The sequence below is a fragment of the Kyrpidia spormannii genome, assembly GCF_002804065.1.
GTDB classification, from domain to species: domain Bacteria; phylum Bacillota; class Bacilli; order Kyrpidiales; family Kyrpidiaceae; genus Kyrpidia; species Kyrpidia spormannii.
Genome location: NZ_CP024955.1, coordinates 841,109 through 865,757 on the forward strand (window position 1 = coordinate 841,109; position 24,649 = coordinate 865,757).

Sequence of the window (24,649 nt, forward strand, 5' to 3'; positions counted from 1 at the left end):
GACCCTTTTAGTCTCATGGCTCATCTCGCTTGCGCCCGCTTCAAAAGCGGGTTTTTCTTTGTAATAATGGCGCAGGACACGCGGCGCTTTTCATCCCGTGGAACAACGGTTCGAAGTGTACAATTCGGCCATTGCCAAGGATGTGGCGTGGATTCCGGACATCGCTCATATTTTTGACCCCGATACGAGCCTGTTTGACCTGGTGAACGGCTACTGTGAGAAAAACCAAGGGACATCGCATCAAGAGGTTTTCCGGAGCCTGGAACTTCTTCGGGGGATTACCAGCAACCAAATCGGCCTGATTGAATTGGCCTCCGATCTCGATATAGAAACGGTGACCGAGATTTTCATCCGGGTGAACTCCGAAGGGGTGCCCCTCAGCCAGGCGGATTTCGCCATGTCGAAAATTGCGGTCAATGAATCCTACGGAGGGAACACGCTTCGCAAGGCCATCGATTACTTTTGCCACATGGCGGTGTCGCCGGAATTCTATTCATTGGTCGAAAAAAACGATCCGCAGTTTGCGGGTACGGAATATTTTAAAACCATGGCCTGGCTCCGCAAAGACACGGAAGACCTGTACAAGCCATCATACACGGACCTTCTGCGGGTGGCATTCACTTCTGAGTTCCGGCGGGGCCGACTGGAGGATTTGGTGGCCCTCCTGTCCGGAAGGAATTTCGAAACGAAGCAATATGAAGAAGGGATTATCGAGTCGTCCTTTCGCCAGCTCAGGCAAGGCGTTCTCCAGTTCATGAACGAAACCCATTTTAAACGATTCATCATGATCATCCGCTCCGCCGGCTTCGTCAGTGAATCAATGATCGGCTCCCAGAATGCACTCAACTTTGCCTACATCTTGTACCTTACCCTCCGACGCATGGGAATTCCGGATGCGGACATTGAGCGCTATGTCCGGCGATGGTTCGTCATGTCCGTGCTTACGGGTCGGTATTCCGGTTCCCCCGAGACCACGATCGACTATGACATTCGCCAGATCTATGCCCAGGGCATCCAGGATTACGCGGACAATATCATCCGGGGTGAGTTGTCCGATGCTTTTTGGGAATCGGCTCTTCCCCAGGCGATGGACACCTCGGTGGCCTCGAGCCCGGTGTTTCGGGTCTTCCAGGCGGCCCAGGTGAAAATGAATGACAAGGGTTTTTTGTCTCGGGACATCACGGTGCGTGAACTCCTCGAGATCAAATCCGACGTCCATCACGTTTTCCCGCGGGATTTCCTAAAGAAAGGTGGACTGTCCCGGGGCTGGTACAACCAAATCGCCAATTATGTGGTCACGCAGAGCGAGATCAACATCGCCATCGGCAACAAAGTTCCCAGGTTTCACCTCTCTCCGTACGCGTTCACTTCGTAAAGATAAAGGTAATCTGCTCCTTGCTCATACCGTCATTTTCTCGGACCCGTGACACCCCGACCATATCACAGCCCCACAACATAAAGCTTTATCAATTCTTGATCATTTCCTGTTAAGGTTTACCCCGAAGGGCAAATGGATTCCTGAAAGGATGGAGCGGGGATGAAGGAATATATCCTGGAAACGAAAAATTTAACGAAAGCTTACGGGAGGAGACTTGCAGTCAAAAACGTTTCGCTCCAAATCCCCAAAGGTTCGGTATACGGACTGCTTGGGCCGAACGGCGCGGGAAAATCCACGGCATTGAAGCTGCTCACAGGACTTTTGCGTCCATCGGCCGGCGATATCCTTGTTTTTGGCGAACCATGGCGGCGGAAGCACCTTGAGCGAATCGGGGCGTTGATCGAAACGCCGGCCTTGTATGGCAACCTGACGGCATTGGAGAATCTTCTGGTTCACGCCACATTGCTGGGGCTTCCGAAAGGACGGATTGATGAAGTGCTTGGACAAGTCGATCTTAAACATACGGGCAAAAAACTGGCATCGCAATTTTCGATGGGAATGAAGCAAAGGCTCGGCATTGGCATTGCGCTCCTCGGGTATCCGGAATTATTGATTCTTGACGAACCGACAAACGGACTCGACCCGTTGGGAATTCAGGCGTTTCGGGAATTCATCCATTTATTGCCAGAAAGAGGGATGACAGTCATTTTGTCCAGCCATATTTTAACAGAAGTGTCCCAGTTGGTTGACCATATCGGCATCATCAGCGATGGAGAGCTCAAGTTTCAGGGCGAAATCAGTCATGATCAGGATCTGGAGGAATTGTTCATGGAAACGGTCAGGGGGCGCACGAATGCTTAATATCATTCAATCTGAGCATCTCAAATATAAGCGGACATTGACCAGAAGGCTGATCTTGCTTGCACCGCTCTTTTTTATCCTGATCGCCTTGCCGCAAAAACTCTTCATGCCGCCTGATTATGTCAGGCCTTGGCGGCTTCTGCTTTCTCAAGTGTACAATTGGTGGCCGGTCATCTTCATGCCACTCGGCACGGCTTTATTTGCTTCATTGGTGGCATTGCAGGAAAAGAAGGCGGGCAATTATCGCAATTTACGGGTTCACCCTGTTTCGACAGCGGCCATATGGACCGGTAAAATCATCTTAATGGCCTATTATTCCCTGCTTTCCACATTGGTTCTTATCATCGCCATCGTCGTATCCGGCCTGATCACAGCGGGCGGAACGATCCCGTGGTCAATCATTCTCCCAGGCGGTTTCCTCATCTGGTTAACCTCCCTTTCATTCATACCGCTTCAGCTGTGGGCAGCGGTGTGGAAAGGGACGATTTTTAGTATGGCTGTTGGTTTTCTGGGGATGATTGCCGGCGTGACAGCGGCGCCCCGACCCTACTGGGTTTATGTTCCGCGGAGCTGGCCGACCAGGCTCATGTGCCCTGTTGTCGGCGCGCACCCCAACGGGGTTTTGTTGGAGGCATCGGATCCCCTTAAGGATCCCGCCGTCATTCCCATCGGGATCGTCCTCGCCATCACCGCATTCGTCCTGTTTACGTGGATAACATCCTTATGGTTTGAGAGAAGGGAGGCCAACCAGGGACAATGATGAACCTATTCAGAGCCGAATGGCTGAAAACGAAGCGCACGCCGATACGTTGGCTGACGTTTTTCACACCCTTCCTGTTTGTGGCGCTGATGATGGGGTATTTTTCATTGAAGGCGCAGGCGGCAAATGTTCAAATTTCCATATTCGAGGTATTTTTTGAAACATGGACGGTCCTGGCGATTCCGTTGGGAGCCGGTATCCTTTCGGGCTTCATGATCCATCAGGAGGCACTTGCCGGCAGCTTTCACGGTTTTCTCGGAAGTCAATGGCCGCGACGCCATTTGTTTTTGGGTAAATTCTCCATTCTCGTTTTCCTGGCATCGACCAGTACGTTCATGGCTACACTGGCACTGATCGTCGGATTCGATTGCATGTCCGGTGTGGCGATTGCTTGGCCGATTTTTGTGACGGCAGCCATCCTGGCCATGATCGGGGCGCTTCCGCTACTCGCCTTTCATTATTGGATCAGCTTCGCCTGGGGATTTGGCGCCTCAATTGGGATTGGCGGCGTCGGCTTATTGATCGCCGCCCTGATGGCCACCGGTCTCGGCGATCAGGTGTGGCCATTTGTGCCGTGGGCGTGGCCCGTGCGGTTGTCCATGTTGGCGGGAGCGTATTTGCTCGATTTGCCCGGCATGGATTCCCCGCCCGAAATCGTATCCTCAGGTTTCGTGATCGGTCAAATTATCAGAGGGCTGATTCCGGCCGCCGTGTTATTTGTGATCATGCTGGTTGGGGGGATGATCTGGTTCAACAGGTGGGAAGGCAGGACAATCCATGAATAGGGAAAGAAGCGAGGGGTATGTGACAGGATGAGCAAGATTCTGATCATTGATGACGAGGAAGATCTGGTTGCACTTTTGAAAGACTCCCTGGAGAGCAGGGGCCATGTTGTGTCCGTGGCTTACGATGGGGACAACGGTTTGAAAATGGCTCACGAACAGCCGGATCTCATCATTCTGGACATCATGATGCCTGGCATGAGCGGATATGAACTGTGCCGAAGAATCCGGGATGCGGTTCACTGCCCTATTCTCTTTCTCAGCGCCAAACAGTCGGAAACGGACAAAATCAGGGGGCTCGCCCTGGGTGGGGATGACTATATCGTCAAGCCATTTGGCCTGAGAGAACTGCTTGCCAGAATCGACGCGCATCTTCGGAGGGAGAAAAGGGCTGCTTTCCTGAATGAATCCCTTCAGCGCGTATGGATTCGCTCGGGCAGAATGGCGATCGATTTAAGGGCGAGACAGATGAAGATCGATGGCCATCTCATCCCTTTGACAAAAAAGGAATTCGATATTGTGGAGTTGCTTTCCCTTCATGCCGGACAGGTCTTTTCCAGAGAGCAGATTTATGAAAAGGTCTGGGGGTATGATGCGGAGGGAGATGCGGCGACCGTGACCGAACATGTGAAAAACATCAGGGCCAAGATTTCAGCGCGGGATCCCGATACAGAGTATATTTCAACCGTATGGGGGATCGGCTATCGCTTTAATAAAATCATCTGAAACGAAATGATGGCGAGGTTGTTTACATGCTGGCAAAAAAGCCTCTCAAATCCCAATTTGTCCTCATGTTTGTTCTCATCCTCACATTGAGCGTGATGGCGACGATCGCTTCGTATGGTGTGGGATATATGATTCTTATCAAGATGATCGAACACCAAAAAATCTATCCCGCCAATTATTATGAAAAGAAAATACCGGAAATTGAAGCCTATGTGAGGGGCAAAGGAGCGGACCTGCTTTATCCTTCAGAAAGAAAGGAACTGGAGCAGTTCATTCCTTTGGAAGGGATCTCATACCAGGTGATGGATGTGCATGGCACGCCGATCTATGGGTCGATGGACCAAAGGATCATACAAAATCAGGAAGAGTTGTTCCGCAAGATCAATGCTACTTTTACAACAAACGGTAAATATGTTAAACTCGTTCCGTTGATCAATGCGGGCGGGAAAATCGAAGGCGGCGTCGCGCTGGCATATAAATTGACGCCATTGACGCTTCATTACAGGAACATAACGGATAAAATATGGGTGGTGCCATTGTTTACGGCAATCCTCTTTTCCCCGTTTGTGTATGTCGTATTCTTTACATGGCTTTTTGCGAAGAAGTTTGCCGGCAATATCGGCGAACCGCTGAATATGCTTGCCGACGCGGCGAGAAAGATTAAGGAGAAAAATCTTGATTTTCATCTCGCTTATGAGGCAGACAATGAACTGGGGAGGCTTTGCCAAGCTTTTAACGAGATGAAAAACCAACTGCGGGAGTCTTTGCTGTCCCAGTGGAAAGCAGAGCGGGAAAGACAGGACATGGTGGCGGCGCTTGCCCATGACCTGCAAACCCCTCTTTCCACCATCGCGGGATACGCTGAAGCGCTTCAGGAAGGAAAAGATGACAAGCGGAAGATCGAAAAGTATTTACAAACTATTAAGGAAAATGCACATAAGGGTTCCAAGCTCATCAAAGACATGCTTTATGCCGCAGAACTTGAAAATGCCGGCGGGGCGCTTGAGCTCGTCCCGGTTGATCTCTCCGCTTTTTTAACACAGAAAAAAGAAAACTATGAGCTGATGGGAAGGGAAAAAAAGGTCAGCATCAAAGTGCAGGTCACATATGAGAACCGAGAACAGAAGATCCTGTCGGTTGATGTGGGAAAACTGGAGCGCATCCTTGACAATATTCTCTCGAACAGCATTCGTTATACGCCGGAACACGGGACAATCGCCATCGATGCCGGCGTTTCCCGTGACAACATCCGGATCACCGTATGTGATTCGGGAAAGGGTTTCACCGGCAAGGATCTGGCCCATGTTTTCCACAAATTCTACCGAGGGGATGAGTCACGTCCAACCAAAGACGGCCATGCCGGACTCGGCCTCTATATCGCAAAAAAACTGGTGGAAATGCACGGTGGAAGGATTCAGGCCTACAATGCAAAGGACGGCGGGGCGTGCATCGAATTTCTTTTGAAACTTTTCCCTTGATTACATGTGCTGCCGGCTAAAGGTGGACAACACCCCCTTTCCCCTTTTGACAGTCCACATTTTTCCAGCTCCTGTACAAAGGCTTCGCCGAGATATGATACATTTAACCCTTGTTGGACGTCTTCCTAAATGAAGTTCTCCCGATAGACACGGGGAAGGAGGTGGCAGTTTGACTGAGGAAATCCCCGCCGATTTTCAGGAACTTTTCCGGCGTCATTATCCCCGGGTGGTGCGCACCCTCCGCTTCCTGATCTCCGCCCCGGATGTGGTGGAGGATTTGGCCCAGGAGGTGTTCGTTCGTCTCTATCGGCATCCCCCGGATGATATGTCCAAAGTGGGGCCGTGGCTGCATCGGACTTGCACCCGCATGGCCTATGATTACCTGCGCGCCACGCGACGGCGCAAGCGGGCCTTGGAGCAAATGGAGCACGGCGAGCGGACCGAGGAGCAAACCCCCTCCAGCGAGCATGTGGTTCTTCAAGATTGGGAGCGGGCCCGAGTGCAAGGGGTGTTGCGCCAGATGTCGGAGCGGGATCGCAAGGTCCTTTGGCTTCGCCACTCGGGTTACAGCTATCAGGAGATCGCGGATTATTTACAGGTGCCGAAAGAGCAGGTCGGGACGTTGTTGATCCGTGCGGCCGCCCGTTTCAAAAAATTATACCAAGAAGGAGGTTCCGTCCATGGAGAAGAATCGTCCGTGCGATCCATCCGCAGTTCAGGCGCTGATCGACCGTGAGGGGACGAGGGAACAACGCCTGCGGTGGTTGGAGCATGTCATCCAGTGTCCCGATTGCCGGCAACAGCTCCGGGAAGCCATCGACCTCACCCGTTTTGTGGAAAATCGCCTGGGGTTCTTGGAAGCCCCCCTTCCCTTGGCGACCGAGTCCGGCGGCAAACCCCAGACCCCGTCTCTAGACATCGATGAGGCCTGGAAAAGATTTCAAAAGCGGGTCCAAGACGAACCTGCTGGTATTGCCGGGATGGCCGTGGCAGATCGCCCGTCCCGCGTCCCGGGCCCGTCGGTGCAGGTTCAGACTGTCGCAACTGAGCCGATGATCATGAGGCAAGCCTTCTCTCAGGAACCGCCCGTTGAAACAGACCCGTCCCGGTGGCGCGCTGCAAAGAAGCGCAGGAAATGGATCGGCGCGGCGGTGTCCGCTGCGGCCGTCGCCGTCCTCGTGGTGGGCGCCCAAGCTCCCTGGGCGGGGAAGGCGTGGGCGGCGATGCTGCAGACCTTTCGGATCGAACACCTGGTGGCTCTGCAGCCCAACGACTTCACCCAGCTTCAAAATGCTCTTGAACAGGCCGGGGTGACGCATATTGATCTGAAACAGTATGGGCAGTTGGACCGCAAAGGGGGCGGGACCTATCAGGACGTGTCCTTCGCCGAGGCGCAGAAATTGGCCGGTTACCCGCTGAAAGCGCTCCCGGGCACATCGCCGAGCGATCAAGTCCACGTACAGGGTGCCCAAGACATCACCCTGCGGCCCCACGTGGCGACGATCAACGAGCTCATCCACCGGCTTGGGGGCAAAAGCTCTCTCCCGGCCGAGTTGGAAGGTCAGGCCATCGTGATTCACTTTCCCGCCGTGGTGAGCCAGAGTCTCAAGCCGGGCCAGGGAACGATCTTCTTTACGCAAATTCAGTCGCCCCGGATCGACATTCCCCAAGGGGTGAACATGGAAGAGGTGCGCCAAGTCTTGCTCGACCTCCCCATTTTGCCCCAGGACATGCGCCAGCGGCTGAGTCAGTCCGAGGATTGGAAAAACACTCTGTTCGTGCCGTCGGGCCCCGGAAGTGCGGAAAATACGACGGTGAACGGGCATGAGGCGGTGCTGGTGCGGGATACAACTGGAAAATTCCGGTCGATTTTGTGGTATAACAACGGGGTCCTCTACAATCTGGGCGGCACGGCGGCCGATTTTCCCACCGATGCCTCCTTGATACAGATGGCTGAGGCGATCGATCGATGAGTGTGGCGATCCAGACCGATCGGCTGACAAAACTCTACGGGCCCGGATCCGGGTGCCGGGGGATCACCCTGTCGGTAAAGTCCGGCCAGATCTTCGGTTTCCTCGGCCCGAACGGGGCGGGTAAGAGCACTTTTGTGAAGATGCTCGTGGGCCTCATCCGGCCGGATGCGGGGCGGGCGGAGATTCTCGGCCTGCCCCTCGGCCACCGGGAGATCCGGCGCCAGATCGGTTATCTGCCGGAGTTATTCCGGTACCAGGATTGGCTGACGGCGGAGGAGGTCCTGCGCTTTCACGCCCAACTCGGGGGACTGGGTGGTGAAAGGCGTGAGAAGCGAATCCGCCGGGTGCTCAACGACGTGGGGTTGGCGGGGAGGACAAAGGAACGGGTGCGCCATTTTTCCAAGGGAATGCAGCAACGCCTGGGATGGGCCTGCGCCCTTCTCCTCGATCCGCCGCTCCTGTTTCTTGACGAGCCCTCCTCGGCCTTGGACCCCATGGGCCGCCACGACATGCGCCAGTTGTTGCTGCGGCTGCGGCAGGAGGGAAAGACTATTTTCCTAAACACCCATTTATTAGAAGATGTGGAGTCGGTGTGCGACGAGGTGGCTTTTCTCGTGAACGGGCGGATCCGAGCCCAAGGGACCGTGGAAGCGCTGTTGCACCCCGAACTCAGGTGGGAGTTTGAAGTGGGAGGGTGGGAACCGGGAATCCTTGAGGGATTCACCGATCCCGCGGGGATTTCTATCCAGGTGGTGGAGGCGGATGACCGTGGCTTTGCCCGCCTTCAGGCCGTTGTGACAGATCGGGAGCAGGCGGGGTGGATCAACGCCCTGCTGGTGGAGCAGGGGATCACTGTATATGCGTCGGGCCCCGTGCAGACCCACCTGGAGCAGTGGTTTCTCGCCTTGGCGGAAGGAGAGGGGGGAGAGACCCGTGGTTCCCGTGATGTTGCTGACTTGGCGAGAGATCCTGCGTAGACGCGTGTTCCTGGTGACGGTGCTGCTGACCTCCGTGTTCCTGATTCTGTATGGGTGGGGGCTTTCCTATGTGGCCCGGGCGGGCGAACGGGCGCCGTCTGTGAGCAATTTGCTGGATCAATATCTGCAAGGGGCGGGTCTTCTCGTCGCCGGGGTGTTTTTCGCAAACTTCATGGTGGCCTTTTTGGTCATTTTTTCGTCGGCCGGGACGATCTCTGGCGAGATTGAGAGCGGCATTCTCTATTCGATACTCCCCAGGCCGGTGGAGCGGTGGCAGGTGTATTTGGGAAAATGGGCCGGGCTTGCGATCTGGGGGCTGTTGTACGCCGGCGTGCTATTCTGGGCTTTGGTGTGGATGGTCCATCTCTTCCTGGACTTTCCTCTTGACATGACTTCCCTTCTCCGCGCTTTCGTCGCCTTGGAGTTGATACCCTTGGTGCTCAGCGCCGTGACGCTGCTGGGGTCCGCGTATTTGCCGACTTTGGGAAATGGCGTGGCCGTGACCCTTTTGTATGGTCTGGCGCTGCTGGGAGGGCTTATGGAGCAGTTCATGAGTGTCGGGTCCTCCAGCTCGGCGGGGGAGAGAATTGGCCTGGTCACCAGTCTTCTCATGCCCTCGGATGCGCTGTATCGCCGGATGGTGTACGAGGTGACGGCGGGAAGTGGCATTCCCGTCGGTGACAGCGCCGCCCGGATGCTGGGGCCCTTTGCCAGTCTCAACGCGCCGAGCGATGCCTTTCTGGTGTACGTAGGCGTTTATATTGTCGCGGTGCTCCTCTGGGGATGCCTTCGGTTTACTTGGCGGGATATTTAATTCTTTTGCATTTGGCGGAATTGGCCTAATTCGTTTATAGTGGATCATAGAGCGCGGCCCCGATGCGGGTGCTCGGGGACGGATCCAGTTTGTGTCGAGAAGGGGGAGCGGGGAGGATGGGATATATCACCTATCGGGAATCGGGCAAGAAAGCCTATGTGACGCTGAACAACGACCGTCAGCGCAATGCGTTGTCCCGGGCGGTTCTGGAAGAGTTCAACCAGGTGCTCGGGGAGATCCGGCCGCGGCGGGATCTGAATGTGGTGATCATTCAGGCGGAAGGCAAAGTGTTCAGTTCCGGACACAATCTGCGGGAGATCGGCGGTCAGCCATCGGATGAGGTGCTGGAGTTGTTCAACGTCTGCCAGACCTTTATGCTGGGTCTGCAGCGCCTGCCCCAGGTGACCCTGGCGAAGGTGCACGGGGTGGCCACGGCGGCGGGGTGCCAGTTGGTGGCGGCCTGCGATCTGGCGGTGGCCAGCAGGGACGCCAAGTTCGCAACCCCGGGGGTCAACATCGGCCTGTTTTGCAGTACGCCGGCGGTATTTGTAAGCCGGAACGTGGGACGTAAAAAAGCGGCGGAGATGTTGTTCACCGGGGATTTTATCTCGGCTGAAGAGGCGCTGCTTCACGGGCTGGTCAATCGGGTGGTTCCGCCCGAGGAATTGGATGCGGCGGTGGAGGAGTTGGCTGACCGGGTCGCCCGGCACAGCTTGTCCACCCTGGAGATTGGCAAGCGAATGTTTTATAAGCAGCTTTCCATGGACGACGCGTCGGCCCTGGAGTATGCCAGTGGAGTCATCACGCTCAACAGCGCCCATCCCGACGCTGTGGAAGGCATTCGCGCCTTTTTCGAGAAACGCCCGCCGAGTTGGCGTGCAGAGGAAGGCGTGAAACAATCTTGAAGCGATTTGATGCTTGAGTAGCCGTCTACGCAAACCCCTCCCTGGCTAAAGCCACCAGGGAGGGATCTTTTGGGGGGAGGGAGCTGTTACCATTTTCGATACGGAAGGAATTTGCCGTTCATCACGACTTGTACCCGGTCCCCTTTGGGATCTTCGACCCGGCGCACGCTCATTTCAAAATCGATGGCGGACATGATGCCGTCGCCGAATTTTTCGTGGATCAACTCTTTGAGCGCCGGCCCGTAGACTAGCAAAATCTCGTAAAATCGATAAAGAACGGGATCCGTGGGGGGCATGGGAACCGTTGTTCCGCGGTACGGGATGACCGTCAGCGCCTGCACCGCGTCTTCCGGGAGCTCCAGCAAACTGCCCACCTTTTGTGCTTCTTCCGGGGAAAGCGGTGCCTGACCGAGCAATGCGGTGGCTGTCCACGCCTCCGAGCGACCAATCGCGCCGGCAATATCCTTCCATTTTAGGCCCAACCGCTGTTTCGCTTCGATCACCTGCCGGGTGACCTCGGCTTTTTCCATATTTTTGACTCCTTTCCCGAATGTGTGTGAAGAAAATGTGAAGTAAACGTTAACATACAGAAGTTGCACCGGGACAAATACCAGATTCGCGTTAAATTATACGACACAAAGCGCCGAAATCAATGGGCACACGTAAACAATAGGTGACATGTGTGAGAACGAAGTGCGACGCGTATGAAAAGATTCGAAAGTTCTGGAAAATAGACGGTGACCGGTGTATCCGGCCCGGCCGGGGCCGCCCGGGATTTAACCCCGGGCATAGCGGCCAAAATGGAACATCCGCAGTCCAATGCGGGTCAAAGAAAGAATGGGTGCACCGATTTTCCAAATGACGCGGCCGGCGAACACGCCGATCACCATTCCGGCCAACACGTCCGTCGGCCAGTGTACCCCGGTGTACACCCGGGCGATCATTGTCAGGACCGCCAGGGCTGTCAATCCCGCAGCCACCCAGCGGTTGATTTTCCCCCAAGTTGCAGAAGCCAGAGCAAAGCTGCCCGATGCGTGGTCGCTGGGGAACGAGGCGTCCGGTGCGTGGGGGATGAGCTCGGTGAAGGTGCCCGCCGCCAGGACCGTGAACGGACGCGGGCGAAACCATATGTGGGAGATGACAAGGTTCACCAGCAAGGCCAGGATGCCGGCGAAAACTGCCACCACCAAGGCGTGCCGGGGCCCTTCCTCCCGTTTGGGCAAGAGCAGCCACAGGGCGATAAAGGCAATGGCATAGATCTCGACGGAGTACTGGGCGACGGAACTCATCAAACCGTCCAGCCAGGTGTGATGTCCCGCTTGGCTGTTCACGATGTGAAACAACGCAGCATCAAAGGTATTCATGGGTTCCTCCTTATCCAACCGACCCGGCGGTTGGTCATCGTTGCGAGAACGGCGCCGATCCCGGCGCACCACGCCAGGGCGAGCAGCACCGGCCCCGCAGCGGGAATATTGGCGAATGCCATGACGAGAACCGCGCCGATCAGTCCTTGAAGGCCCGGCGAAGAAAGGGCGGGACCGTCACCTGTGGGTTGCAGCAGTCGAGTGGCCCAGACCGACACTGCCCCCAGGCCGATGAGCCCGGCGATCCCGTAGGCGACCAAAATCAACGCCGCAATGGGGGCGCCAATCACCGTCACCGCCAGGACGGCGCTCAGGGCGACGACCGCCAAGGACCCCAGCACTCCCACCAAGGTGGTGCGTCCAAAGGAGTCTTCGATGTAGGACACGGTTCCGTCCAGGTGGCGGCGCAAAATCAGAACCGCCAAGGTGGGAAGAACGACCAAGAGCACACTCCCGGCCAGGCGCAAAGCCCAGAGGCCGGCGGCGAGGGCGGCTCCAAGGGCGACGCTGTCCAACCACCTGGCGCCGGCGGGAATATGGTACAAGGCCTCGACCTGGGCCCCGGGGTCGATGACCGTCTGGCCTCCCCAAGTGACCACGATCCCCGCCCGGGCCGTCGATCGCAGATGCAGGTCGCCCCGGGTGACGACCAAAAGATCTCGAACGGTGCCGGCCACGTCTGCCGGGTTTCCTACCACGAGTACGACTTCCGCCGTATCTCCGTACGGGATGGTGACCGGGTTCTGGGCGACGATGGACCGATCCGGGACGGCGGCCAGCAGGCGCTGGGGAGCCGAACCTGCGAAGAAAAAGGTCACCAAGGCGGAAAGGAGCACCGCCGACAGAAGCGTTTTCTGTTTGACTTCCATGTGCTGCATCCTGCAGCCTCCCAACATTGTCTCGTAGCCCTCCCCGCCGGTCGTACCGTCTTCGGCCGAATTCTTACCCGGGTGTGGACGAGGACCGCCAGGTTCGGCGGATGATCTCCCGGGCTGCGATCCAGGACAGGAAGGCAATCCCGATTCCCATAGCTGTCATCACCGGGGCCCCGATTGTCGCGGAACTCCACCACAGCCCTAGCAAAATCCTCATACCCCGCAGAAGGTGGCCGGCCAGCCGGATGAAGGAGTGGTCGATTGGATAAGCGACCACCGGGGCTGCGACCGCCATGAGGGCGAGAAGCCCGGTGGCCACCAAGGCGACGATTCCGGCGTCAAACCGTTGTTTAGCCCGGCGGAGAGCCGTGATGCGCCGGTTTACCGCATGTTCAAAGTCTGGCGGGGCGCTCCATGCGGCGAGAGCTTCGTGAACGCCTAGGGACGCCGATCGCAACTCTGCGAGGCGGATCCTGCAGACCGGGCAATGGGCCAGATGTGTCGCTACGGCCGTCTCCTCTTCCTCTGGGAGCTCTCCGTCGAGATGGGCGGAGAGGCGTTCCTGGACTTCCCGGCATTGCACGACCATTCCTCCTCGGGTGAGTCGTTGATGAACAAGCGACGAAGCTGCAGACGGGCGTGATGGAGCCTCGAACGAACCGTTCCCACGGGAATGCCCACGATGTCCGCAATCTCTTGATATTGAAATCCATGAACCTCGTGCAGCACCAGGACTGCCCGGTGTTCCGGGCTCAGTTGAGCCAGGGCGTCGAGCAGAACCGTCCGTCCCTCCGGGTCCTGGGCGAAAGCGTTGCCGGGGGCTCCCCCTTCTCCTTGCTCAGCGGCGGAACGGATTTGCTCCCCCTCCCTGATGCGATTTTTCACCGCATCCAGGGCTTGTCGGGTGGCGATTCTCGCCAGCCACCCCGGGAAGGCGCCATCATCTTTGAGCGCGCGAAGGGAGAGAAAAGCCCGGACGAACGATTCCTGGGCGACATCCGCCGCTTCCTCGGGGTTCCGCACGATGGCCAGGGCGGTGCGGAAAACCATATTCTGGTATCGGCGCACGAGCGTGGAAAATGCCTTCCGGTTCCCGGCTTTGGCCAGTCGAACGAGCTGCACGTCGTCGTCCAAGGAGCGCTCCTCCCTTGCCCTCTATACAAGAAGACTGTCCGGACAGGACAGAAGTTCATCGTCGATGAAGATTTTTTGCAACAATTTTTCCGAACCGACACAAAGGCTTACTTCATGTTGTATCACATTTGGCACCCCGCCATGCCGGGAGGGATCTGACCCAGGCCGTCGAATCATATAGGATATGGGATGCGGCAGGCAGATTCCCAGTTTCCAGCGGGGGGAGGATAGGTTAGAGTTGGAGCCATCAATCGTCAAAGAAGAGATCCTTCGCCCGCGTCGGGGAATTCTCGCCCTGGTCTTGGGCGGTTTAACGGGGCTGGGGCCTTTCACCGTGGACATGTATCTGCCATCGCTGCCGGTGTTGGCGGAGGATTTTCGTGTGGGGGCGTCGACGGTCCAGTTGAGCCTCATGGCGTGTCTGTTGGGATTGGCCTCAGGACAACTGGTGGCAGGGCCCATCAGTGATGCCCGGGGGCGCCGGGGCCCGGTCCTCGTCGGTCTGTTGATCTACGCGCTGGCGTCGGTGATGGCAGCTTGGGTGGGGCGGATCGAGGGGTTCATTGCTCTGCGGTTTGTGCAGGGGATGGCGGGGTCGGCGGGAATCGTCATCGCCCGGGCCATTGCCCGGGACCACTTCGAAGGGCCGGAATTGACACGGTTTTTCGCCTTGCTGATGGTGGTGAACGGGGCGGCCCCGGTGTTGGCCCCGGTCATAGGCGGGCAGATCCTCCGGGTGACCTCCTGGCGCGGGGTGTTCCTGGTTCTGGGGGGACTGGGCATTCTTCTTTGGTTGACGGTGTGGGGGTTGCTTGCGGAAACTCATCCTCCTCACCGGCGGGTCCGGGGCGGCGTCCGGGCAACCATCGGGACACTGGGTCAGTTGCTCAAAAATGCGGAGTTCCTGGGCTACGTATTGGCTCAGGGGTTCGCTTTTGCGGCCATGTTCAGTTATATCTCCGGTTCGTCCTTTGTTCTCCAACAGGAATACGGGGTGTCGGCCCAGGGGTTCAGCGCGGTTTTTGCCGTCAATGGCATCGGGATTGTTTTGTCCGGGCAGATCGCCGCCCGGGCGGCGGTCAGGTGGGGGGAGCGCCGGGTTCTGGGCGTTTCCCTGGTCGTGGCGGTGCTGGGCAGCCTATTGCTTCTCGGCGGGGTGATGGCCCGGGCGGGGTTAGCGTTGGTGCTTCCCACGCTGTTTGTGGCGATCGCAGTGGTGGGGGCGATCAGCACCATGTGCAGTTCCCTGGCTCTGCAGAACCACGGGAGAGTTGCCGGCAGTGCGGCGGCTTGGCTTGGGGTGAGCGGCCAGTTGATCGGCGGTTTAGTTACCCCCTTGGTCGGGCTGGGGCCCGGCCGCATTGCTATCACCATGGCGGGTTTGATCATGATGTGTCACCTGTTCGCCGCCGTGGTGTACAAGCTTCTGTCCAGTCGGCGGGCGGTGACGGATGAAACGGGGCAAGAGGGTGCTTAATGTTCGGTTGTTCGAACGTGCGGGAGGTGGTTGGTATCGTGAATTTTACCCAAATAGGCCCGGGAAGCAGCCCCCATTAAAATCCCGGGTGATCCGGAGTTTCCGGATCCCAGGGGGCCGGCTCCGGCCGCTCCATGAACAGGCGCCAAAACCACACAAAGGCCGGGAAAAACAGAGCCAACCCGACCAAAAGCACCACGAGAAGGGTGCGAAACATGGCGGGCCCCGCAAAGGCTCCTTCTACCGTCAGGCTGGGGGCGAGAAGAAACGGCAGATGGGCGAGACCGTATCCCCAGTGGGCAAAGGCGTACTGCAGAACGGCGAGCACCACCGCCCATCTGGCCGGGTGGCGCCACGCCTTCCATCCCGTGGTGGCAGTGGGATGTCGAGAGGGCATCCGGGCGCCCCGCTGTCCCGTTTGGGGTGCTTCTTCCTGAACTGAAGAAAACCCGGAGGCGGTTGTCTGGGGTTTGACCTCCTTGGAGTACACTCCCAGGAGGAGCCCCACCCCGAAAAAGCTGGCCAAAGAAGCGGCAAACCACGGCCACTGCTGAAGGAGCCGGGCGTGGATCCACGTCTGGGATGGGGGGAGCAGCCCCCAGACCCCGGCGGCGGCGATGAACATCACCGGGCCCAGCACCAGGGCGCGCCTGCGGTACCGCGCGAAGGCTGAACCCGCGCCACTGACCCGGGCCAGGTCCGCCAATAGCAGCGCTGACAAAAAGAGCTCGCTGGTCAGGCCGAACACCAAGAACCCATAGGTGGCCGGGGAAGCCAAAAGCTCCGGAAGATCGAGCCAGAGAGCCCCTGCCCCGCCGCCTTTCACCCCTAACCCGTGGGACACGGGCAAAGTCAACACCAACAGCGCCGGGATCAACAGGCCCGTCCAGGCGGCCGCCACTTCCGTTCGCCGGCGATGAATTTCTGAAGTATGGCCGTAGACCAGAAACGTGCCGCGCACAGCCAACAAGATCAGGATCAACGATCCGGGAACGAGAAGCAGGACCCCGTAAGCATAGGCCGCCCCGGGGAAAAAGCCCACCAGGGCAACGGGGATGAGAACCAAGAATACATTGGTGACCTCCCACAGAGGAGACACGTACCGCTCCGCCACCCATGCTCCTTGGCGCATGCCCCGGCGGGATTCCCACCACTCCCAAAACCCGGCGCCAAAATCAAAAGAAGCCCCCACGGCGTAGACGAGAATGGCCGCCCACAGCAGGGTGGCCGCCCACATGGATTCGGTCACGGCAGCCACGCCCCCTCTCTCACCGATCGAGGCGGAGCCCCGCCCCCTCCATCGTCAAAATCCACGGGATGGCGGCGAAAATACGCCCGAATCACCGTGGCGGTTCCCCAGGCCAGGACCGCGTACAGAGCGATGAAAAGGGCCGCGATCCAGGGGACCCCCGGGGTCGGGGTGACGGCGTCCGCCGTGCGGAGCAGCCCCGTCACCGTCCAGGGCTGGCGTCCAATTTCGTCAAACACCCACCCCAGTTCAATTCCGATCACCGACAGCGGCCCACAACTCACCACCGGCCAGAGAAGCCACGGCGGGAATTCTCCCTTTCCCTTGCGTTCCCGCCCTGCCGCAACGGCCGCCGCCCCGGCCACCAGGAGACCCCACACTCCCACCGCCACCATGGCGTCAAAAATCCAGTGAACGAAAAGGGGAGGCCACTGATCCACGGGAAAATCCAGCAATCCCTGAACCTTGCCGCTGAACCGCCCGGTGGCCAGCCAACTCAACCATCCCAGAAGCTGAATCCCGCCGATCACCTGGCCGCTGACCGGGTCCGGCCATCCCGCGATCACCAGGGGGGCGTGGGTCTGGGTGTGAAAGAGCCCCTCGGCCGCCGCCAATTTGATCGGTTGATGGGCGGCCAAGTGTTTTCCCGCCAAATCCCCGGCGATCACCGTCAACACCGTCATGATCCCCGCCACGCCCAGGCACAACATCATCGCCTTGCGGTGATAGGCGGCGGCCGTCGCCGATGGACTGCCCAGGAGTTGCTTGGCGGCGATGGCCGCGAGCACGAAGGCCACCGTCATGTAGGCGGAGACGAGCACATGGAACACCATGGTGGGAAAGGATGGATTGAACACGGCTTCCCAAGGGCGAACATCCATGGGCCGCCCCCCGTCGGGAACGAATCCCGCAGGGGTGTTCATGAACGCGTTCACATCGGTGATCAGGATCGCCGAAGCCCCGGCCCCAAGGGTGACGAGAAGCGCCGCCGCCAGCCGCCTCTTGTGGGAGATCCGGTCTCCGCCGTACACGTACACCGCCGTAAAAATCGCTTCCAAGAAGAACGCAAACACTTCGATGAGAAAGGGGGTGGAGATGATCTGGCCCACCAACTCCATGAACCGAGGCCACAGGAGGGTGAGCTGGACGGCCACAATGGTGCCGGAGACCACCCCCGCGGCAAGAAGCACCACAAACCCCCGGGTCCAGCGCTGGGCCAGCCGGGCGTACAGCTGGTCTTTGCGCCACAGGGCGGCGGTTTCCGCCAGGGCGATCATCAGCGGCATCCCCACCCCGAAGGTGGCGAAAATAATGTGAAATCCCAGGGATGTGGCCATGAGAATTCGCGCCCAGAGAAGATGTGACATACTGTCCTTTCCTCCCTTGCCCCATCGCCAGATACCCAATTCCCAACGTCACTGTGGATAGCCTGGGTTAGACTTTGGCGCTCTATTCGGAGTCTCTCGATCCGACAAAATATCGTCAAAGATCGGGCCGGGAGCCGGCTTCGTGATAAATACAACAAACTGTCACACGCAGTCTCCCTTCCCCCCTTTACCCGACAATCCAGACGAATAAAATCGATGGTGAGAAATGTGTTATTTTATAACGATAAATAACACACGGGGGTGGTGACCGCGAAAAGGAGTGCGCAACTTTATCGTCTTTGTCCAGCCTGTACCTGGAGGTGACGTGGATTGGAATTTCCTGTATTCACCCTGGACCAGTTCGGATCGGGGAGCTTGATTGCCCTGGTGGCCATTGTCCACGTACTGATCAGCCACGGGGCGGCCGTCGGTGGGTCGATCATGGTGGTGGCCCTTGAAACCTACGCCATGAAACACAAAGACCTGGAGATGGACGATTTTGCCCACCGGTTGTTAAAGTACTTCTTCGTGGTGACCACCGCCGTGGGGGCCCTTACAGGGGTGGGCATCTGGCTGACCACGGGGGTGGTCCAGCCGGCGGCCATCGGTTCGATGCTGCGGGTCTTTTTCTGGTTCTGGTTTACCGAGTGGATCGTTTTCGTGTCCGAAGTGGTCTTTATCCTCTTGTACTATTTCACCTGGCCAAAACTGACCGGGGCGAAAAAGGTACTCCACCGGAACATCGGCATTGCCTATGCGGTGTCCTCGTGGTTGACCATGACCTTGATCACCGGGATTCTGGCTTTTATGTTGACCCCCGGTGCGTGGTTATCGGACGGTTCCCGCTGGGACGCCTTCTTCAATCCCACCTACTTGCCCTCTCTGGCCTTCCGCACCTTCTTGGCTTTGGCGTTGGCCTCGGGATTCACGATGCTCTATACCCAGATCACGGTCCGCAAAGCGGAGCTTCGGGCCCGGGTTTTGGGGGTGGCTTCTCGGGTGCTCGCCGGAGCCGGCGTGATGATGTTTCTCACCGGGTACTGGTATTACCAGTCCGTTCCCGGGGGGGGCCGGGCGCTTATTCAGTGGGCCACGGCCCTGTCGCCCCAGCAGTTTGATCTGATCAATTACGGCGGGATCTTTGTCGTCTTCCTGTTTGCGATGGTGGCGATTTTTTACCCGATGCGCCTGGCGGCTTCGGGGAGGATCAACCGGGTGATCGGGGTGACGGCTTCGCTTTTGGTCATGGCTTTGGCGGTGTTTTATGTCGGGGAAATCGAAATGGTCCGGGAATCGATCCGCAAGCCCTACGTGATTTCCGGTTACATGTATGCCAACGGGATACGGGTGTCGGATGTGGAGCGGCTCAATACGGAAGGGATTCTGCCCAACGCCCGGTTTTCGCCGATCCAACAGGTGACACCGGGACAGGAAATTGAGGCCGGTCGGGAGGTTTTTCGGCTGGAATGTCAGAGTTGCCACGTTTTGCACAATTTTGCCCGCCAGCGCCGGGATCTCGCCTTTCGGTTGCAGGGATGGAATGAGACGACCATTTACAATTACGTAAAAAATCTGCATCAAGCCAGGGCCTTTATGCCTCCCTTTGTGGGGACGGATCAAGAGCTGCGGGCGCTCAGCAAGTTCCTCGCCACGGTGCCGACCCAGGGAACCACGGCGACGGCCGGATCGCCCGCCGGTGGGATCCATGAGTAGCGCGGGCCGAGTTGGAAAGGAGTGAAAGATGATGTCTCCCGTACCTCACGATTTGCCGATCTCGATCCCGGGTTCCATTCCTTTTTTTACGGTCCTGCTCGTGGTGGGATTCGTGCTGCATATCGTGTTCGTGCTGCTGACGGTGTCTGGGGCCGTCATGTCGGTGGTCACGGAAGCGGTGGGTCACGCGAAAAAAGATGGCCGTTACCTCGAGTTGGCCCAGCGGGTTCTCACGGCGACGTCCGTGAACAAGAGTCTGGCGGTGGTGCTCGGCGTGGCGCCGCTTTTGCTCGTCGGGGTCTTGTACACCCGGTTTTTCTATCCGCCCACTGTGATTCTCGGCGGCACCTGGCTGTCGGTGATCTGGCTTTTGATTCTCGGTTTTCTCTTGTTGTACGCCTATAAATTCTCCTGGGAGCGCCTTCAGGCCCGCCCGGGGGTGCACCTGCTGCTCGGTGTTCTCGGGACCATTCCCTTTTTGGTTGTGCCGATGATTTTTGTCGTCGTCATGGGGCTGATGCGCCGCCCGGATTTGTGGATGCAAACCCACAGTTTTGTCCAGGCGATGTTTTATCCCACGGTATGGCCCCGGTATCTGCATTTTATGGCGGCGACGGCGGTGTTCGGGGGCTTGTTGCCCATCTGGATCGCCTGGCGGCAAGAGCGGAAGGCGTCCCGGGAGAAGGGCGGAGTGACGCGGACTTCGCCCGAGGCGTCGGTGGCCGGATCGGAGACGGCGGCGGCCGCGGAAGCCCAGACTGGAGGTGGTCTTGAAGGGGCGCTGGATTCACGATGGGCAACCGGCTACGGGCTGCGGTGGACGGGGGTTGCTTTACTCATTGAGGTGGTGCTCGGGCTGGTGGTTCTATTCACCATGCCGGGGTCGGTGCGGGGTCATTTTTTGGGAGGGTCGGCCTTCTCGACCTTGGGGTTTGCGGTGGGCGCGGCGGCGGTGGCCGCTGCCCTGGGCGTTGTGTACGCCGCTCGCCGGCATCCACGCCCCGGGCGGGTGTTGCGCAATCTCGGCATCGCCCTTTTCGTGGTGGTGCTCGCCATGGCCACGGTTCGGCTCCAGATTCGGGACGTGGAGATTTCGCCGTATACGGCGGCCTCACAGCCTTCGGGTCAAACCGCAGGTCCCTGATCAATCCCGGGTTTCATGGGCCTGTCCGGCGTTGTGATATTGTGGTATACTTCACACAAAATCACCTCAAGGGGAGAGGAACGCCGGGTGCTGCCTGCGGAGCGACAGAAAAAGATTCTGAGTTGGTTGCAACAGGAAGGACACTTGAAGATCTCGGATCTGAGCCGTCGCCTTCAGGTATCGGAGATGACGGTGCACCGGGATGTTCGGGTGTTGGTGGATCAAGGGCGGGTGGTGAAGACCTACGGGGGGATCTCCTTGGCGAGCCCCCCGGTCGATGCGCCGGGACGGGGCAGCAGCACTTGCGCCTATTGCCGCCGGCCGGTGGACGACCGCTTGTCGATGACGGCGAACCACGCCGATGGAAGCGTAGAAACGTACTGTTGTCCTCACTGCGCACTATTGGCTTGTGCCCAAGGACCCTCGCAGCCGCGCAGCTTGTTGGGCCGGGATTTTTTGCTCGGCCACACGGTGGGTGCAGCGGCGGGATGGTATGTCATGGGGGCGGACATACCCACACTGTGTTGTGAGCCCCAAGCCCTACTGTTCGGGGAACGGCAGGATGCCGAGCGATTCGTCCGGGGATTCGGGGGAGAGATTTTTGATTTTGACGAGGCGACCCGGGAGATTCAGCTGAGGATGAATCGCCCGCATACCGCCTGTTGCCATCAGGAGGCGGGCCGGGAGTAACCGGCCTGCCTCCGGCGTCGTTCATACAGTTGTTCATACAATTGCCACAAGTGTAGCTCAAATGGGCCAGTGAGTTGGAGGCTGGCGCTGTTGTATGATACCGGGGGTCAAGACTGAAGGAAGAGGTGCATGGGTATGAAGCGTCGCTGGGCTTGGACGACGGTGTCCCTTTCCCTCGCCGCCGGGTTGGTGGCGGGTTGCGGACAGGCCGCCGCTCCGTCCCAAACCGATCAGTCCCAGGGGAACCCAGGGTCATCCGCCTCACCCACAGAGATGAATATGGATCCGGGCATGACCATGGATCAACAGTTTGACATTGCCTTCTCCACCGATCCCCCCGGTCCCATAAAGGCGAATCAGCCCGTGAAGCTGATTGAAAAGGTGAGCAAGAAGGGTACGCCCATCAGTGGAGCTTACATTAAATTAGAGATCTGGAAAGACGGGGAGTCCAAGCACGAGCTGGTGGATGTGGTGGAAGGTCCCAGCGGCACCTACACGGTGGAAAAAAACTTTGACAAGCCAGGACTCTACCATGTCACCCTCCACACCACAGCCCTGGGATTTCACGAAATGCCGACCAAAGACATTGAAGTGAAGTAGTCGTTCACTGGTTTTGGGGAAGAACCACCAACCTTCCGGCGGGGGCCGGGCGACGCAAAGCCGTTGCGGTTTGCTCCAAAGGATCAGGTCGGGTGGAACTTCCGAATCGGCGAGGGGCGGGCCGCGGGGCGAACCTGGTTCGGTGGCTGGCGGGAGCCATTTGTGAAGGAATTCTGACAGGGGCATGTAGGACGCTTGACCCCACTGGGGTTTCCGGCCAGAATGAAGGTGACATGTCGGATAGGAAAGCGTGGGAGAAGATTGACTGCAGAAATCGTCGCTTATCTAAACGAAGCGTTCATGCTCGTCAGCGCCGGTTCGGCGGCCGTCGGTTGGTATTTGATTCGGAGAGGACGTCGGGAGGCCCACCGAAGGGCCATGTTAACGAGTGTCGTGCTGGCCGCGGCTTTTTTTCTGAGCTATGTCCTCAAGACGATCTTCATCGGGGACACCAGTTTCGGGGGACCGGCCCAGTGGCGGGAGCCCTACCAAATCTTTCTCCAGGCCCACTCGGTTCTTGCCACCGTGGCCGCCGTGCTCGGGATCGTGGCGTTGCGCTATGCGTTCAAAAGCCGATTTGCTTCCCATAAGCGGATCGGCCCTTGGACGGTCACGATTTGGCTGATCACGGCGGCCACTGGTCTGATGGTGTTCTTATTGTTGTATGTGATTTACGAGCCGGGACCCACGAGAAACATGTTTCGCACTTGGCTCGGTTTCTAGGCGTCAGGGTCCGAACAACTGGTCGGCTCGGCCTGTCAGGGCGCTGAGGTCGCTGCGGGATTGCGGTAGCGAAGAATCGACCGGGTACATGTGGGGATCGCTTGGCCTCCCGGGGGAGTCGTCAGAAAACTGGGGGGAAGAGGGGAGTGGAATGGGTCGTCTGGCTGTGCGGGGGAACCTCATCGTGGATCGGGAGGTGCGGGAAGACTGGATTTTGATTTGTGAAGACGGGGTGATTGCGCAGGCCGGGCCCTGGCGGGGGGAGGAGGCGGATCTTCGGGTGGCGGGCGGGTACGTGGCCCCAGGGTACGTGGACGTCCACGTGCACGGCGCCGGGGGGGGCGATGTGATGGACGCCAGCGAAGCCGCCCTGGCCAGGATCGCACAAACCCTGGCTACCCACGGTGTCACCGGTTTTCTGGCCACCACCCTCACCGCCGATCTCGATTCTTTAACGGAGGTGCTCCGGATGTGCCGTGTCTTTGCCCGGCGGCCAAGCCCCGGGGCGGCCCTTCTGGGCGTTCACCTCGAGGGGCCCTGGATCTCCCCGGATTATAAGGGAGCCCACAATCCGGATTTTATCGTCGACCCCACCCTGGCTGATGCCAGGGTTCTGTTGTGGGCGGCGGGGGGGTTGCTTCGCATCGTCACCCTGGCCCCGGAGCGCCCGGGTGCCGGGGCGGTCATCGGCTATCTTCGTTCCCGGGGGATCCGGGTTTCCGCGGGCCACACTTCGGCGACCTGGGAGGAGATGAAGGAAGCGGCCAGGTGCGGGGTGTCCCAGGTGACTCATTGTTTTAACGCCATGCGGGGGTTTCACCACCGGGAGCCCGGGGTGGTGGGTGCGGCCATGATGCACGGGGAATGGACGGTGGAGCTCATCGCCGATGGGGTTCACGTCCATCCCGGGGCGATGGCCCTCCTCTACCGCGCAAAAGGGGCGGATCGGATTGCGCTGGTCAGCGACGCCATGCGGGCGGCGGGGATGCCCGATGGCGATTATCATCTTGGGGGTTTCGCCGTCACCGTCCGGGGCGGGGCGGCCAGGCTCCCGGACGGCACCCTGGCCGGGAGTACGCTGACCTTGGACCGGGCGGTTCAGCATATGGTGCGGCTGTGCGGTGTGCCTGTGGCCGAGGCGGTGGCCATGGCTTCGGAGGTGCCCGCCCGGGCGGCGGGGTGCGGGCACCGAAAGGGCCGTCTCGCGGCGGGGTATGACGCGGATTTTGTGGTCCTAGATCAGGACCTGAGGGTTGAGCGGACTTTTATCGCGGGGGCGGAGGTACAGCGGGTGGACTGGTGAATGGACAGGTGATCCTGATCAAGTGACGGAAAGAGAGACGCCGGTGGGGGAGTGAAGGAGAGACGCGATCTCACCCTTCCCAAGGGGGCCCCTGTTCCAGGGCGGACAGAGCTGCCTCCCGGTTCGGATAAGCGTGGGGCAAAAAATATCCGGTGGGATATCGGGGGCAGTTCGGGATGACGATGTGCCACCGCCCGGGCGCCGTTTGATGGATCGTATAGGGTAGGCCGTCGATTTCGCGATGGGGCAATCCGCGCAGTTCGATCCACATCTCGATCCTCCCCTTTTGTCCGTCGGACGCTGTATACCGATTGTGCACCGAGCGGGCCGGGACTATGCGGGTTCGGGGAAAGCCT

General features: G+C 58.7%; 26 protein-coding genes. 18 read left to right on the forward strand and 8 right to left on the reverse strand.

What is annotated here, in order from left to right:
• The first annotated feature begins 97 nt into the window (after window positions 1-97).
• From CVV65_RS04135 to CVV65_RS04185, 11 genes are all read left to right on the forward strand, one after another.
• Window positions 98-1,375 carry a hypothetical protein gene (locus CVV65_RS04135; RefSeq protein WP_198592124.1) on the forward strand — a complete coding sequence of 426 codons (1,278 nt, stop codon included), beginning with the start codon at window positions 98-100 and terminating at the stop codon, window positions 1,373-1,375.
• 162 nt (window positions 1,376-1,537) lie between these two features.
• Window positions 1,538-2,239 (forward strand): lantibiotic protection ABC transporter ATP-binding protein, encoded by a 702-nt coding sequence (locus tag CVV65_RS04140; protein WP_100667066.1) that lies wholly within the window; start codon window positions 1,538-1,540, stop codon window positions 2,237-2,239.
• The gene (locus CVV65_RS04145; protein ID WP_100667067.1) at window positions 2,232-2,999 is read left to right on the forward strand and encodes a lantibiotic immunity ABC transporter MutE/EpiE family permease subunit; all 768 of its coding nucleotides are present in this window, start codon (window positions 2,232-2,234) and stop codon (window positions 2,997-2,999) included. The genes CVV65_RS04140 and CVV65_RS04145 overlap by 8 nt, the downstream gene beginning before the upstream one ends.
• Window positions 2,999-3,784, forward strand: coding sequence for a lantibiotic immunity ABC transporter MutG family permease subunit (locus tag CVV65_RS04150; protein ID WP_100669168.1), 786 nt, complete (start codon window positions 2,999-3,001; stop codon window positions 3,782-3,784). Before CVV65_RS04145 ends, CVV65_RS04150 begins: the two co-directional genes overlap by 1 nt.
• A 27-nt stretch (window positions 3,785-3,811) precedes the next feature.
• Window positions 3,812-4,507, forward strand: a complete 696-nt coding sequence (locus tag CVV65_RS04155; RefSeq protein WP_100667068.1) for a response regulator transcription factor — start codon at window positions 3,812-3,814, stop codon at window positions 4,505-4,507.
• A 26-nt stretch (window positions 4,508-4,533) separates the two neighbouring features.
• Window positions 4,534-5,985, forward strand: coding sequence for a HAMP domain-containing sensor histidine kinase (locus CVV65_RS04160; RefSeq protein ID WP_100667069.1), 1,452 nt, complete (start codon window positions 4,534-4,536; stop codon window positions 5,983-5,985).
• A 169-nt stretch (window positions 5,986-6,154) separates the two neighbouring features.
• Window positions 6,155-6,721, forward strand: coding sequence for a sigma-70 family RNA polymerase sigma factor (locus CVV65_RS04165; RefSeq protein ID WP_100667070.1), 567 nt, complete (start codon window positions 6,155-6,157; stop codon window positions 6,719-6,721).
• Window positions 6,666-7,958 (forward strand): hypothetical protein, encoded by a 1,293-nt coding sequence (locus tag CVV65_RS04170; protein WP_133121214.1) that lies wholly within the window; start codon window positions 6,666-6,668, stop codon window positions 7,956-7,958. Before CVV65_RS04165 ends, CVV65_RS04170 begins: the two co-directional genes overlap by 56 nt.
• Entirely contained in the window at window positions 7,955-8,935 is a 981-nt protein-coding gene (locus CVV65_RS04175) for an ABC transporter ATP-binding protein (RefSeq protein ID WP_100667072.1), read from the forward strand. Before CVV65_RS04170 ends, CVV65_RS04175 begins: the two co-directional genes overlap by 4 nt.
• Window positions 8,892-9,749, forward strand: coding sequence for an ABC transporter permease (locus CVV65_RS04180; RefSeq protein WP_157935370.1), 858 nt, complete (start codon window positions 8,892-8,894; stop codon window positions 9,747-9,749). Before CVV65_RS04175 ends, CVV65_RS04180 begins: the two co-directional genes overlap by 44 nt.
• Window positions 9,750-9,865: 116 nt before the next feature.
• On the forward strand, window positions 9,866-10,654 hold the full coding sequence (locus CVV65_RS04185) for an enoyl-CoA hydratase (protein WP_100667074.1): 789 nt from the start codon (window positions 9,866-9,868) through the stop codon (window positions 10,652-10,654).
• 86 nt (window positions 10,655-10,740) lie between these two features.
• Here CVV65_RS04185 and cynS read toward each other — a convergent pair whose 3' ends face one another.
• The 5 genes from cynS to CVV65_RS04210 all read right to left on the reverse strand — a co-directional run bounded on the left by cynS (window position 10,741) and on the right by CVV65_RS04210 (window position 14,027).
• Window positions 10,741-11,184, reverse strand: a complete 444-nt coding sequence (gene cynS / locus CVV65_RS04190) for a cyanase (protein WP_100667075.1) — start codon at window positions 11,182-11,184, stop codon at window positions 10,741-10,743.
• A 246-nt stretch (window positions 11,185-11,430) separates the two neighbouring features.
• Window positions 11,431-12,018, reverse strand: coding sequence for a phosphatase PAP2 family protein (locus CVV65_RS04195; RefSeq protein WP_100667076.1), 588 nt, complete (start codon window positions 12,016-12,018; stop codon window positions 11,431-11,433).
• Window positions 12,015-12,896 carry a DUF8173 domain-containing protein gene (locus CVV65_RS04200; protein WP_100667077.1) on the reverse strand — a complete coding sequence of 294 codons (882 nt, stop codon included), beginning with the start codon at window positions 12,894-12,896 and terminating at the stop codon, window positions 12,015-12,017. Before CVV65_RS04200 ends, CVV65_RS04195 begins: the two co-directional genes overlap by 4 nt.
• 64 nt (window positions 12,897-12,960) lie before the next feature.
• Complete coding sequence (locus CVV65_RS04205) at window positions 12,961-13,476, reverse strand: anti-sigma factor family protein (RefSeq protein WP_157935371.1); 516 nt, start codon at window positions 13,474-13,476, stop codon at window positions 12,961-12,963.
• Entirely contained in the window at window positions 13,398-14,027 is a 630-nt protein-coding gene (locus CVV65_RS04210; protein WP_100667079.1) for an RNA polymerase sigma factor, read from the reverse strand. The genes CVV65_RS04205 and CVV65_RS04210 overlap by 79 nt, the downstream gene beginning before the upstream one ends.
• 238 nt (window positions 14,028-14,265) lie before the next feature.
• Between CVV65_RS04210 and CVV65_RS04215 the strand changes: the two genes are divergently transcribed.
• Entirely contained in the window at window positions 14,266-15,504 is a 1,239-nt protein-coding gene (locus CVV65_RS04215; RefSeq protein WP_100669170.1) for a multidrug effflux MFS transporter, read from the forward strand.
• A 76-nt stretch (window positions 15,505-15,580) separates the two neighbouring features.
• On the opposite strand, the gene CVV65_RS04220 is transcribed toward CVV65_RS04215, so the two are convergent.
• A complete protein-coding gene (locus CVV65_RS04220) occupies window positions 15,581-16,753 on the reverse strand; it encodes a cytochrome d ubiquinol oxidase subunit II (RefSeq protein ID WP_100667080.1) in 1,173 nt (390 codons plus the stop codon).
• On the reverse strand, window positions 16,750-18,120 hold the full coding sequence (locus tag CVV65_RS04225) for a cytochrome ubiquinol oxidase subunit I (protein WP_100667081.1): 1,371 nt from the start codon (window positions 18,118-18,120) through the stop codon (window positions 16,750-16,752). The genes CVV65_RS04220 and CVV65_RS04225 overlap by 4 nt, the downstream gene beginning before the upstream one ends.
• 330 nt (window positions 18,121-18,450) lie before the next feature.
• Between CVV65_RS04225 and CVV65_RS04230 the strand changes: the two genes are divergently transcribed.
• From CVV65_RS04230 to nagA, 6 genes are all read left to right on the forward strand, one after another.
• Window positions 18,451-19,833 carry a c-type cytochrome gene (locus CVV65_RS04230; RefSeq protein WP_100667082.1) on the forward strand — a complete coding sequence of 461 codons (1,383 nt, stop codon included), beginning with the start codon at window positions 18,451-18,453 and terminating at the stop codon, window positions 19,831-19,833.
• Between the two features lie 31 nt (window positions 19,834-19,864).
• A complete protein-coding gene (locus CVV65_RS04235; RefSeq protein ID WP_100667083.1) occupies window positions 19,865-20,977 on the forward strand; it encodes a cytochrome ubiquinol oxidase subunit I in 1,113 nt (370 codons plus the stop codon).
• 87 nt (window positions 20,978-21,064) lie between these two features.
• Window positions 21,065-21,667 carry a DeoR family transcriptional regulator gene (locus CVV65_RS04240; RefSeq protein WP_157935372.1) on the forward strand — a complete coding sequence of 201 codons (603 nt, stop codon included), beginning with the start codon at window positions 21,065-21,067 and terminating at the stop codon, window positions 21,665-21,667.
• Between the two features lie 135 nt (window positions 21,668-21,802).
• Window positions 21,803-22,267, forward strand: coding sequence for a FixH family protein (locus CVV65_RS04245; RefSeq protein ID WP_157935373.1), 465 nt, complete (start codon window positions 21,803-21,805; stop codon window positions 22,265-22,267).
• A gap of 261 nt (window positions 22,268-22,528) precedes the next feature.
• Entirely contained in the window at window positions 22,529-22,990 is a 462-nt protein-coding gene (locus tag CVV65_RS04250; protein WP_100667086.1) for a DUF420 domain-containing protein, read from the forward strand.
• A 151-nt stretch (window positions 22,991-23,141) separates the two neighbouring features.
• The gene (gene nagA / locus CVV65_RS04255) at window positions 23,142-24,293 is read left to right on the forward strand and encodes an N-acetylglucosamine-6-phosphate deacetylase (RefSeq protein ID WP_100667087.1); all 1,152 of its coding nucleotides are present in this window, start codon (window positions 23,142-23,144) and stop codon (window positions 24,291-24,293) included.
• A gap of 70 nt (window positions 24,294-24,363) precedes the next feature.
• On the opposite strand, the gene CVV65_RS04260 is transcribed toward nagA, so the two are convergent.
• Window positions 24,364-24,564 carry a hypothetical protein gene (locus CVV65_RS04260; RefSeq protein WP_100667088.1) on the reverse strand — a complete coding sequence of 67 codons (201 nt, stop codon included), beginning with the start codon at window positions 24,562-24,564 and terminating at the stop codon, window positions 24,364-24,366.
• Window positions 24,565-24,649 lie beyond the last annotated feature (85 nt).